Here is a 10,811-nt window from a genome sequence, read left to right as displayed (position 1 = left end):
ATGACGACGGAGCCCCGGCGCGTCCGCCTCCTTGCCAGCGTGACGTCAGAGGCGGAAGCGCGCCTCGCAGCCAGCCATGGCGCTGACATCGTCGATTGCAAGAACCCGGCGGAAGGCGCGCTCGGTGCGCTGCCGCACGAAACGGTGACGGCCATTCGCGCGGCTCTTCCCGCGTCGGTCCCCGTGAGCGCCACCATCGGCGATCTTACGCCCGAGCCTGCCCCCGTACTGGAGGCCGCGCGCGCCATGGCGGCGACGGGTGCGGACATCGTCAAGATCGGTTTCTTTCCAGGCGGCGACGCGCACGCAACCATCCGCCATCTCGGTTGCCATCTCGCCGCGTCGACGCCGCTGATCGCGGTGCTGATGGCGGACGCCGAAGGCCCGCTCGACATCGCGATGGTCTCGGCGCTGGGCGAAGCGGGCTTTGCCGGCGTCATGCTGGACACGGCCGTGAAGGACGGACGCACGCTGCTCGACCATCGCACGCCGGAAGAGCTTGCGGCTTTCCTCGAAGCGGCCGCGGCGGCCGGATTGATGGCGGGGCTTGCGGGCTCGCTGAAGCTCACGCAAATTCCGGCCTTGTTGACGCTTGAGCCCGACGTTCTCGGATTTCGCGGTGCGCTCTGCCGCGCATCGGATCGCGCGCGGGCGCTCGATGCGGACGCTCTGTCTGCCGTTCGCCGGGCGATCCCTCGAATGGACTATCGCGGCGCGACAGGCGTCGAGCTGGAGACGACACTATGAGCAATCGTCAAGGCGTATCTTCACCGGGTGCGCCGGCCACGGAGAAGGCGCGTGACATCGGTCGCGATTGCATCTTCGTCAAGGACTGGGTGATCGACTGCAACATCGGCGTGTACGCTGAAGAAAAAGGCGTAACGCAGAAGGTGCGCTTGACGGTTGACGCCTACCTCGCGCCGGAGCTGCGCGCCTCCGGCGACGACATGGACACCGTGCCGTCCTACACGGACATCATCGATGCCGTGAACGAGCGGACGGCAGAGGGGCACATCAATCTGATTGAAACGTTGGCCGAAGACGTCGCGGCGCGCGTTCTCGGTGATGCGCGCATCGCGGCCATCCGCGTCCGCATCGAAAAGCTGGAACGCGGCCCTGTGCGCGGCGTCGAGATCTACCGCACCCGCGCGGACGCGGTCCGGTGATCCCGCTCGTCCTCAAACTTGGAGGAAGCCTCGCCGAAAGCGGCCGGCTCCGCGCGACGTTGGCGCTGGTGATGCGTGCGCGCCGCCCCGTCGTCGTCGTGCCGGGTGGCGGTCCGTTCGCCGATGCGGTGCGCGAGGCGCAGGCCGATCTCGGCCTTTCAGACGCCGCCGCGCATGACATGGCGCTGATCGCCATGCATCAGATGGCGGCCGCGATGACCGATCTCGCGCCCCGCCTCGTGGCGGCGGACACGCGCCGCGCCATGGTCCGCGCCTGGCGAGACCGTCGCATTCCCGTGTGGTTGCCCGCGCGCCTGTGTGCGGCCGACAAGGCCATTCCGCGCGACTGGTCGATCACGTCCGATGGGCTGGCCGCACGTCTGGCGGAACGCCTTGGCGCCGCAGAGGTCGCGCTTTTGAAGTCGTGCGCCGTGCCGCGTGGCGCGTCCCCCGAGACGCTGGCCGCGCTTGGGCTCGTCGATCCCGTTTTCCCGGCCATCGTCGAGCGGGCCTCGCTCGCTTGGCATGTGCTCGGTCCGGGAGAGGGCGCGACGCTCGCCGCTTTGATCGACGCCAAGGGGCAAACGCCGGAGCCGATTTGGGTGGGCGGGCCGCTCGCCAAGCGCCGGCGGCCCCGTTCGCTCGTCAACGCATCCCGGAAGGACACGAGACCATGCCGCGCATCGTCGAGACCGTCGTAACGACGACGAATGCGGAGGGGACGCCGCACATCGCGCCTCTCGGCCTGATCGAGGACGGGGACGGGTGGATCATCGCCCCGTTCAAGCCCTCGCGAACGCTCGACAACCTGATTGCCAACCCGTTTGCGGTCGCGAGCCATCCGGGAGACGTGCGCGTCTTTGCCGGCTGTGTGACGGGCCGTCGCGAATGGCCGACCGTTGCGGCGGACGTCGTCAAGGGCGTGCGTTTGCGCGATGCTGTCTCGCACTGGGAGCTCGCCGTCGCGAGCATCACCGAGGACGACGTTCGCCCGCGCTTTCATTGCAAGGTCGTGCACGTCGCGGGTCACGCCCCGTGGGGTGGTTACAACCGGGCGGAGGCGGCGGTGCTTGAGCTTGCCGTTCTCACCACGCGTCTCTCTATGCTTCCGCCCGAGAAGATCGACGCGGAGCTGGCCTATCTGAACATCGCGATTTCGAAGACGGCCGGACCGCGCGAGTTGGAGGCCTGGGGCTGGCTGATGGAGCGGGTCGAGGCGTTTCGCAGCGGCGATAAGGGCGCCGCGCGCAAGGTCTGAGGCAAAAGCCCGTCTTAGTCAGGCGAGGAGAACGGGCTGCGCGGCCTTCCCACGGGCGCGATAACGAAGCGAAAGAACGGTGCCGACGCCAATGGCGAGGGCCAGAAACACGGCCGGCAGGCAAAGGGCCGCAAGGATTGAAAGCTTGAACGTCATGGGCCGTCTGTCCTTCCCGGAGAACAATGCTCGCTGAAGCAATGCTCATCTTTCTAGCAGTCGGCCTTTAAGGCACGGCTCAGGGCAGGCGCGGCATCGGAGGCATTTCGGAAAGGCTGCGTTAAGCCATATATTCCGTGATGCGATAAATCGGGCAGCGCCGTCAGATCCCCGCGAGCAGAGCCACCGCAACGGCGGGCGCGGCGGCTGTTGCCCAGGCCTGCGCCGCCGGGTCCGCTCCGGCAAGCTCGCCGTAGGTCACGAACGTGCGTCCCAGCCGGTGCGCAATCTCGGCAACGTCGCTCGCCCCGATTCCAGCCGCCACAACCGGCGCTGCGGCATCGAGACCTGAGGCCGACAGCACCAGCACCGCCCCATCGTGGATCGAGCGGAGCTGTGCTTCGCGAATGTGGGCGGCCGCGACACGCCAATCTTCGCCCGTCCCGTCACGCGCGTCGCGGCCGAGCATTCGGGCAAACCGCGTGATGCTTTCGGCGGGCGTTTTGCCTTGGCCATCGGCCGTCGCGTGCTGATCGACCTCCGCCAGATCGGTGCCGAGAATGCGGCGCACGTCGGCCATGGTCGCGAGGTATTCGCGCGCGAGGCCCACCCATTGCCCGCGGAATGGTGCTGCGGAGGCAACGCCCATCACCGCCGTCCGCGTGTAGCCCGTATAAACGAGTTCGCCCGTGACCTGCCGGTCGGCGTCCGTTAGCCCGCGCGGGCGAGGCGCGCCGCCCGAGATCGGAATGACATCCGCAGTCGTCGATCCGAAATCGATCAGAAGCGCATCGCCCGCTTTGCGTCCGACCAACGCCGCAGTCGCGAGGAAGTTGGTGGAGCCGACGTCGGTATGATGCCGCCGGGCGTCGTCGGCATTGCCGAAACCGCGCGGCCCCATCCAGAAGCGAAGCCTGTCGCCGAACGCCTCCTGAAGACGGCCGATCAGCGTCAGCGCGCCGGTCTCCCGGTCTGGAAACAGATCTGACAACTCGCCCGTCATCGTGAGCGCGATAGTGTCCGCATCCGCAATCAGCGGGCGGGCTTCCGCCAGCGCCGCGTCGAGCTTGTCGAGTCCCTGCCATAGGGGGCAGGCGATCTGGCGCACGGCGGTCACCCGTCCTTGCGTGACCAGAGCGACCTTGAGGTGCGCGCCGCCGACGTCGAGACCAGCCGTGATGCTCATGCCTGAGAATGTCCTTCGAAGCCGCGCTCTTCCGCGCACGCAATGTGTTTCACGCCGATGTGTTACACCATGGCGAGAACGAGGAAAGCCATGCGGTTAATTCCGGTTATCGATATTCGCGGAGGCGAGGCTGTCGCCGCCAGCCGGGGAGATCGCGCCAACTATCGCCCGTTGCGGACGCCGCTGGCCGAAGGCAGCGATCCGGTTGCCGTCGCACGCGCGCTCCACGGGCTTTTCCCGTTCCCGACGCTGTACGTGGCAGATCTCGACGGTATCGAAGGCCGCGGTGCGGATCTCGCGACGCAGCGACGGATTGCAGACGCCTGGCCCGGCCGCGAGGTGTGGATCGACGATGGCTGTGGCCACGACGCCAACGCCGGGACTCTCCCCCTCCTGTCCTCCCCCACAAGGGGGGAGGAACGCAGTAGCTTGCCGCTTGCACGACAGATTCCCTCCCCCTTGTGGGGAGGGTTAGGGTGGGGGGAAGCCCGACCGCAGCCGCTGAATAAGAGTCAGCTGCTGTACCCAGATACCATCAGCCGCGTCGTAGGATCGGAAACGCTCAAAGCGATTGAAGATTACACGCAAACGCGCGAAGCAGCCGGGCTCGACGCGCCGCTCTCGCTCGACTTCCGCGGCGAAGCGTTCCTCGGCCCGCCGGAGCTGCTCGCCAACACAGATCTTTGGCCTGCCCGCATCATCGTCATGACGCTGGCGCGTGTCGGAAGCGGCGAGGGGCCGGACATCGCGCGTCTCGCCTCTATCGTCGCCCGCGCCGGCGCGCGTGAGGTCTATGCGGCGGGCGGCGTACGCAACGCGGATGATTTGAACGCCCTGCGCGATATCGGCGTCGCGGGCGCGCTTATATCCACTGCGCTCCACGCCGGCACCATCACGCGCGACGATCTTGAAGCGCTTGGCGCGGAGACCGACGGGTAGCAGGCCAATCAAACAGCGCGTCAGCGCTCGGGGCGCGATCGCGCCCCCGGCGCAAGTGCGCCGGTCCTCCACAGAGCACGACGCCCTTTATCCGAAGCTTCCCGCAGCTTGCGTCCGCAAACAAAAACAGCGCGTCAGCGCCCGGGAGCAAGGCGACCCGGCGCGAGTGCGCCGGCTCTCCACATCCCCCGACATCCATTGAACGAAGCCTCCCGCAGCTTGCGTCCGAAAACAAAAAAGAGCCTGATCGCTCATCGCGACCAGGCTCCGAAGTTTCAGTCCACTTGCGAGTGGATCGTGAAGGTTCCACCCGAAGTTTTTAGCCGTTCCAACGGCCAGAGAGCAGTCTTCCCAATCGCTGCAGCAGACCCCCATTCAACGGAGGGGCATCGTTATCCTGCTGTGGACGGTTTCCGCTTCAAGACTTGGCAGCGAACGGATGTGCAGCCGTGTTACGCTGTGCGGTCGCTTCGGCAGCCGTCGGCTGGCCGGCAACGGCGCGAGCGATAGCTTCCTTCGTTGCGCGATAGTTGTAGTCCTGGATCTTTGCGTCGTCGGCAGCTTCCCAGTGGATGAACACGCCGACGAGGACGTAGACGTCGTCAGCTTCGTTCGCGGGGATCACGCCTTCAGCAACCGAGTCCTGAACGGCCTTGGCAACGCCGTACTGGGCCGGGCCGAACATCTGGACAGCCTGGCGGGCGTCCTTGATGGTGACCTTGTTGAACATGATCGTGTTCGGCTTGCATGCCAGGTTCGGCGCGATCACTGCGAGCAGAGTCGTGAAGCCGTCCTTGTTGTTCGCGAGCGCGTTTACGAACGCGGTCTCGGCAGCGCTGCCGCGCGGTCCGATGACGAGGTCGATGTGAGCGACTTCGTTGCCGTCACCGACGAGCGACTCGCCGACGAGTACGCGATTAATCTTGGCCATGAGGGGGTTCCCTTCCTTCATATTGAACAAAAAAACACGCGCGCCGGGTGTTCGTCTTTTGAACGTTCACCTGGAGCGTCCGCCCGGGGAGTGAGGGCCGGCTGCAGACCGAAGACTATCCCAGTTGCTGCGAACGATGAGGAGCTCACCGTACCGGTTGGCCAGATAGCGGCGCTGCGGCGCCGCCCCTTAATAGACCTAGGATTGCGCGTTCGACAAGGGCCTAGGAGTGCCCGGGAGTCGCACGCGGACGAATGAGCCGATCGGCAAAAACTGTTGCGACCACAAAGTCGGCTGTGGTGCCGGGGTTTAGGCCGCGTGCCTTGAGGGAACGGTCGAGATCGAGAAGGGCCTCCCACGTCTCGGAGCGCGGCACTGGAGCCCACAACGGCCGCAGGGCCTGGGCCTCTTTCTGGACCGCGGCCGCCGCGGCAGGCCCATGCTTGCGCGCGATATGGCTGTCGGGAAAGGCCGCAAGCAGGCCCATATGTAGTGCAGTCACAGCCATGGCGTCGTTTTGTGCAATGCGGCGAGCTGCATAAAGTTCAGGCAAAGCAAAGGAGAAGATGTCGTCGAAGCCGGTGACGTAGGCGCGTGCGATCCGATCCCGATCCGCGGCGAGCGCCATTGCGGCGCCGAGCGTCATGGTGGGCGGCTGCGAGACGTCTCCGTCTTGCGCGCCCCCGAGCCCGGCCGGATTGGCAAGGACGATGGCGCGGAATGCCTGATCTGCGTCAGCGAGATCGAGCCCGTCGAGCACACGCCGCAGGCGCTCTCTGAGATTGGCGGGTCCTTCGGGCGCACCGGCCGCGACGGCAAGGGGAGCCGTGAGCAGAACGATTCCGAGATTGGTATTGCAACCCGCAGCCGCCATGCTGGCCGAGACCGCGCCCAGGATGCGCCCGCCGACGCCGTATGCCGTATCGGCGATAAAGGGCGCCGCCGCTGACGCGGCACGCTCGAAGTGCGAAACGTCCATGTCGTGGCCTGCGCCATGGATGTGCACGTTGCCCGGCTTGAGCGCCCGAAGTTCCGCGTGGCACGCGGCGATGAAGGCGGCTTCGATAACCTCGCGCGAGAGCGGGTAGCTCATCGCGCGGGCGCCTTGAGGACGGCTGCGAGAAAGTCGGCCGCGAGCACATCGGCGATATCGGCGTCGGTGACGGCCTGCAGCCCCTTCCACGCGGGGTTCGAGTTGATTTCGAGCAGCATGAGCTGTCCGCTCTGGTCGCGAATGACATCGACCCCTGCATAGTCGGCGCCGATGGCTGCCACGCCCGCGAGCGCCAGGCCGCTCATCTCCTCGCACGGATCGTGCGCAATGGCTTCCGCTCCTTGATGCACGTTCGTAATCCAGGTCTTCCCGCGCCGGATCATCGTCGAGAGCACCCGGCCCTGCGAGACGAATACGCGCCAATCCTCAAAAGTCGTGGCGTCCGGCGCACGGAGATAGTGCTGCATGTAGTAGACGTTATTCACGTCCTCGGGCGGTGGCAGATATTCGGGGCCGCGCACGCGGCATACGCCGTTGCCCTGGCTGCCGAACAGCGGCTTCACCACGAACGGCCGCGGATGCGCGCAGAGGTGCGCGTGCGCCCGGTCCCGCATTTCGACGACCCGCGTTGGCGGCGTCGGCAGGCCCGCTTTGCGAAACAGAAACGTTGCCGTCGATTTGTCCACGCACCGCTCGATGGCGCGCGCATCGTTCCACACCCGCACGCCGCTTTCGCGGAGCGCGTGCAGGATGCCGAGCCGGAACGTGATCTGCTCTAGCGTGCCCGTCGAGACGGAGCGTACGAAAGCCCCGTCCGGCAACAGTCCGTCGAAGCCCGGGATTTCGAGCCCGCTCGGAGACGACGTATCGAATGCGCACGCCGAAAGCGTGGTGGTGACGACGCTTGCCCCGCGTGCCTCCATCGCGCGCTTGAGGCGGCGGGCGTGCCAGTCGCCCGATCCGTCCTCGACGAACAGCACGATCCGCGGCCCGGTGGGGCGCGCGTCGCTCAAATCGGTCGATGTCACGGGCCGGTTCATGGAGAAGCCTGTTGCCCCTCCGCGTCGAGCAAAGCCATCCTGGCCCGTCGCGACGCGGAAGAGGTAAAGTGTTGCTTACTTGAAGCTCGCGTCGACGATGTCGGGCGCGAGGCGTCCGGCGTGGAAGGACGAGCCGGTGTCGAGGTTCGAGACCGTCACGACGGCCGGGCTGAACAGCGAAGCGTCGATCTTGTAGAAGTCGCCTTCGACCTCCGCGAAGATGTCGGCGAACGGCTTGCCGTAGGCCGCGCACGTGTTCGACGGTAGCGCATTGGCGAGTTTCTCCGCTTCCGCATCCGTGCCGCGCACGAAAAGCTGAATGCGCCCGCCGTAGATGATCGCGTCGTTGGTACGGCCCATCGCCTTGACGAAGTCGGGGATCGGCGGCGCGATCGGCGCGGCGCCGTAGCCGTCGACGATGTTGTTGAGGTCGAAGTGCAGCGAGTGCGCCTTATGCAGCGCGACTTCGAGCACGCGTGCCGCGATCTGCACGGTGCCCGCGAGGCTGCCCGTCGGTGCGTAGAGCACCGTCAGATCGCTGGTCCTGACGCCGCAATCGCTCGCAACCTTCGTTGCGACGGCCGGCGGCGGAGGCGTCTCGCCTTCGATCACGATGGCGGCTTTGTTGTGATGATCGACGTAGCCAAGCTCCTTGTAGAGCTCCTCGACCCGCGAGAGCGCGCGCGCCGGGCCCGAGCCGAGCGCGAAGAAGCCCGCGTCGTCGGTGATCGTCCATCCTGCGTACTGGCTGCCCAGGCACGCGACGACCGGGTTCGACGAATGCACCATCACGCCGAGCGGCCAGCGCTCCAGCGGCGACGACGAGGTGATCGCGACGGTGCCGAGGCCGCCCATGCAGATCTCGCCGAGCTGGCGTCCGGCTTCGAGCCCGCCGGGAACGTTGGCGCCGAGGTCGATGCGCCGCTCGCCGGCGGCGCCGGTCGAGACGGAGACCCGAAGCGCCGCCGCGTTACGTGCGAGGTTGTCGACCAGTTGGCCCGCCAGCGCGTTGACGCTCGGTGCGAACCCCTGACTGCTGCTCATCGATGAGCTCCTTCTTCTTCGTTTGAATTGTCATATAACAAAGCGTCCAGCTCCCCCAAGCGGTCTTGGCAGGTGGCCTGAACGGTATCGAGATCGTCGCCCTCGGCCGTCACGGTTGCGAGCGGTTGCCCGCGCCCGATGGTCGTGCCCGGCGCCGGACGGTCCGCGGCCCACTCGGGCCAGTCGATCGCGCCGATGTCGAGAGCACCGCGGTCCGCATAAAGAACGGACACGGCACGCGCAATCGGGGGATGCCATCCCTCGGAGAGAATAGCGGCTGGATCTCCACCCTGTGCGGCTTCCACGTGGGCTTTGAAGAGCGTCCCGGACACGTCGTCGAACACGTCGAGAGAGGCGCCGGGCCGGGGGTTTATTTCGGTCAGCGAGGGTTCGCCGTCTTGCACGAGATAATCGAGCGACACGATTCCGCAGAGCGACAGCGCTTCCGAGACGGCGAGGCTCATCTCGATCATGCGCGCTTCGAGATCGGCGTCGAGCAGGAGAGATCCGGCCGCGCCGCCGTAGCGGAACGGGCGGCGGGGAAGCGGGCTCGTCCATTGCCGGCTGACGGCGAAAGCTGCGCTCTTTTCGGACACGAGGCCGAGCAGCGAAATCGGTTCGCCCTCGATCCGCCGCTGGAAATAGCGCCGCGTGTCGGGACGAGGCGTCTGCGGGCAGATGTGGATGTGCAGTCCCCCGCTGCCGCCGATGCGCTTCATCAGCCATCCGTCCGTGCTGGCCGGAGCTTCCATCTGCGTTGCGGGATGGGGAACGCCAAGCTCGTCGAGAACCTTGAAGAGGTGCACGGGATCTTTCGTTCGCCGGATCGTTTCCGTGTCGTTGCCGATCAGCCGGAAGCGCTCGCCAAGGCGATGCACGAGCCGCGGATTGCATTCGAACCCCGCGCCGAGCACGAGCCCGATGGGCGGCGAGGAGGCTTTGGCCGTAAGCTCTTCGAGGGCGGCAATGAGAGGCCGAGGCGTGAAGCCGACCTGCACCCGGGCCGGTAGAGAGATCGCGGCTTCGGCGCACGCGAGGGTATCGGTATCGCCGAAGCAATCGACGACGAGTGGCCGGTAACCGGCACGCCGCGCGGACGCTGCGAGCGCCCGCGCGGAGAAAGCTGCGATAAGGACGGTTTCGCCGGTCAAGCCACGAGCTGGCGGGCCAGCGCGAAGGCGTGGCGGAAGTCGAGCGTCAGCGCTTCCTTCGACTCGAGCATCTGCTTGAAGAGACCGGATTCCGTCTTGTACTTGATGTCGCCGATGGCGAGCGGACCGACGCCGAGCGCCTCGGAGTCCGGCAACTGTGCGCCGTCCATGAACAGCTCCATGCCGTCAACGCCCGCAGGCGGCACCGCGTTGACGTCCGCGACGACCAGGAGCTTCTTCGCGATGGCCTTGTCTTCCTTCGAGATCACCTGCACGCCGGCGGCTGCGGCGGCGAAGATCACTTCCGCGTTGGCGATGATCTCGCGCTTCTGCTCGGGCGTCTCGCCCGAGACGGCTTCGAGATCGACGCCGAAGCGCTCCTTGGAGACGGCAGCCGACTTGATGACACGGTCGACGCCGCGATGCGCGACGAGCTGCACGTTGGCGCCCTCAAGCGCTGCGATGATCGAGGATGCGAAGCCGACGACGCCTGTCGCGCCGAACACGGCGACCTTCACGCCCTTCCAGTCGCGGCCGAACTTGTTCTTCAGAACCCGCTCGACGCAGGCGACCATGGCGGCCGCGGTGGTGAACGAGCCGGCGGGGTCGGCAACGACGGAGAGCTGGAACGGCGGAACCTGCGCCTTGCGGGCCGCTTCCAGCATGTCGAGCGAGAGAATGGCGTCCTTGCCGCCGATGAACACGCCTGTCCGCGTGCCATAGTCCGGTGGGCGCGAGAAGATCGCGTCCTGAACGAGCGGCGTCACCTCTTCGAGCGTCACGTTGATGTAGGGAACGATGACCTTGTAGCCGGCGTCGGCGGCCATGTTCACGTCGAACGGGCTCATATGCTTCTGCGGCGAAAGCATGTGCAGAATAGGCGTGGCATCACTCATAAGGGCGTCTCCCGTTCACGTGTGGGCGCGGTGGTTATTTGGTGTCGGAT

Annotated in this window: 13 protein-coding genes; 5 read left to right on the top strand and 8 right to left on the bottom strand. The window is 66.4% G+C overall.

The genetic code is table 11. The features are described from left to right. Genes W911_RS12820 through W911_RS12805 form a run of 4 tightly spaced genes read left to right on the top strand, consistent with a single transcriptional unit; the run spans position 1 to position 2,424 of the window. Positions 1-747: a (5-formylfuran-3-yl)methyl phosphate synthase gene (locus tag W911_RS12820; RefSeq protein WP_041316557.1), complete on the top strand. Its 747-nt coding sequence runs from the start codon at positions 1-3 to the stop codon at positions 745-747. Then, on the top strand, positions 744-1,166 hold the full coding sequence (locus W911_RS12815) for a dihydroneopterin aldolase (protein ID WP_041316555.1): 423 nt from the start codon (positions 744-746) through the stop codon (positions 1,164-1,166). Before W911_RS12820 ends, W911_RS12815 begins: the two co-directional genes overlap by 4 nt. Then, positions 1,163-1,867 carry an amino acid kinase family protein gene (locus tag W911_RS12810; RefSeq protein ID WP_023787971.1) on the top strand — a complete coding sequence of 235 codons (705 nt, stop codon included), beginning with the start codon at positions 1,163-1,165 and terminating at the stop codon, positions 1,865-1,867. Before W911_RS12815 ends, W911_RS12810 begins: the two co-directional genes overlap by 4 nt. After that, a complete protein-coding gene (locus W911_RS12805) occupies positions 1,840-2,424 on the top strand; it encodes a DUF447 domain-containing protein (protein WP_023787970.1) in 585 nt (194 codons plus the stop codon). Before W911_RS12810 ends, W911_RS12805 begins: the two co-directional genes overlap by 28 nt. 18 nt (positions 2,425-2,442) lie before the next feature. Here the strand turns inward: W911_RS12805 and W911_RS18380 are convergent, their stop codons facing one another. Both W911_RS18380 and W911_RS12800 read right to left on the bottom strand, forming a co-directional pair. Next, complete coding sequence (locus W911_RS18380; protein ID WP_023787969.1) at positions 2,443-2,580, bottom strand: hypothetical protein; 138 nt, start codon at positions 2,578-2,580, stop codon at positions 2,443-2,445. A gap of 163 nt (positions 2,581-2,743) precedes the next feature. Next, positions 2,744-3,766, bottom strand: a complete 1,023-nt coding sequence (locus W911_RS12800) for a hydantoinase/oxoprolinase family protein (protein ID WP_023787968.1) — start codon at positions 3,764-3,766, stop codon at positions 2,744-2,746. Positions 3,767-3,856: 90 nt separating this feature from the next. Between W911_RS12800 and W911_RS18790 the strand changes: the two genes are divergently transcribed. Further along, positions 3,857-4,705, top strand: coding sequence for a HisA/HisF-related TIM barrel protein (locus tag W911_RS18790; RefSeq protein WP_023787967.1), 849 nt, complete (start codon positions 3,857-3,859; stop codon positions 4,703-4,705). A 418-nt stretch (positions 4,706-5,123) separates the two neighbouring features. Here the strand turns inward: W911_RS18790 and fae are convergent, their stop codons facing one another. The 6 genes from fae to W911_RS12765 form a co-directional block, all read right to left on the bottom strand. Beyond that, positions 5,124-5,636, bottom strand: coding sequence for a formaldehyde-activating enzyme (gene fae, locus W911_RS12790; protein ID WP_023787966.1), 513 nt, complete (start codon positions 5,634-5,636; stop codon positions 5,124-5,126). 223 nt (positions 5,637-5,859) lie between these two features. After that, positions 5,860-6,729 (bottom strand): triphosphoribosyl-dephospho-CoA synthase, encoded by an 870-nt coding sequence (locus W911_RS12785; RefSeq protein WP_023787965.1) that lies wholly within the window; start codon positions 6,727-6,729, stop codon positions 5,860-5,862. Continuing rightward, a complete protein-coding gene (locus W911_RS12780; protein ID WP_023787964.1) occupies positions 6,726-7,670 on the bottom strand; it encodes an ATP-grasp domain-containing protein in 945 nt (314 codons plus the stop codon). Before W911_RS12780 ends, W911_RS12785 begins: the two co-directional genes overlap by 4 nt. Positions 7,671-7,745: 75 nt before the next feature. Continuing rightward, positions 7,746-8,714 (bottom strand): methenyltetrahydromethanopterin cyclohydrolase, encoded by a 969-nt coding sequence (gene mch / locus W911_RS12775; RefSeq protein ID WP_023787963.1) that lies wholly within the window; start codon positions 8,712-8,714, stop codon positions 7,746-7,748. Then, positions 8,711-9,865 (bottom strand): ATP-grasp domain-containing protein, encoded by a 1,155-nt coding sequence (locus W911_RS12770; protein ID WP_023787962.1) that lies wholly within the window; start codon positions 9,863-9,865, stop codon positions 8,711-8,713. Before W911_RS12770 ends, mch begins: the two co-directional genes overlap by 4 nt. Further along, entirely contained in the window at positions 9,862-10,761 is a 900-nt protein-coding gene (locus W911_RS12765) for an NAD(P)-dependent methylenetetrahydromethanopterin dehydrogenase (RefSeq protein WP_023787961.1), read from the bottom strand. The genes W911_RS12770 and W911_RS12765 overlap by 4 nt, the downstream gene beginning before the upstream one ends. Positions 10,762-10,811: the final 50 nt, after the last annotated feature.

The organism is Hyphomicrobium nitrativorans NL23 (assembly GCF_000503895.1).
GTDB lineage: Bacteria > Pseudomonadota > Alphaproteobacteria > Rhizobiales > Hyphomicrobiaceae > Hyphomicrobium_C > Hyphomicrobium_C nitrativorans.
This window is presented reverse-complemented; position numbering and strand designations above follow the sequence as displayed.

Bases quoted from the DNA above. Each gene is read 5' to 3' on its own strand.
- W911_RS12820 (WP_041316557.1), top strand. From the start codon at position 1: ATGACGACGGAGCCCCGGCGCGTCCGCCTCCTTGCCAGCGTGACGTCA.
- W911_RS12765 (WP_023787961.1), bottom strand. From the start codon at position 10,761: ATGAGTGATGCCACGCCTATTCTGCACATGCTTTCGCCGCAGAAGCAT.
- fae (WP_023787966.1), bottom strand. From the start codon at position 5,636: ATGGCCAAGATTAATCGCGTACTCGTCGGCGAGTCGCTCGTCGGTGAC.
- W911_RS12800 (WP_023787968.1), bottom strand. From the start codon at position 3,766: ATGAGCATCACGGCTGGTCTCGACGTCGGCGGCGCGCACCTCAAGGTC.
- W911_RS12815 (WP_041316555.1), top strand. From the start codon at position 744: ATGAGCAATCGTCAAGGCGTATCTTCACCGGGTGCGCCGGCCACGGAG.
- W911_RS12785 (WP_023787965.1), bottom strand. From the start codon at position 6,729: ATGAGCTACCCGCTCTCGCGCGAGGTTATCGAAGCCGCCTTCATCGCC.
- mch (WP_023787963.1), bottom strand. From the start codon at position 8,714: ATGAGCAGCAGTCAGGGGTTCGCACCGAGCGTCAACGCGCTGGCGGGC.
- W911_RS12805 (WP_023787970.1), top strand. From the start codon at position 1,840: ATGCCGCGCATCGTCGAGACCGTCGTAACGACGACGAATGCGGAGGGG.
- W911_RS18380 (WP_023787969.1), bottom strand. From the start codon at position 2,580: ATGACGTTCAAGCTTTCAATCCTTGCGGCCCTTTGCCTGCCGGCCGTG.
- W911_RS12780 (WP_023787964.1), bottom strand. From the start codon at position 7,670: ATGAACCGGCCCGTGACATCGACCGATTTGAGCGACGCGCGCCCCACC.
- W911_RS18790 (WP_023787967.1), top strand. From the start codon at position 3,857: ATGCGGTTAATTCCGGTTATCGATATTCGCGGAGGCGAGGCTGTCGCC.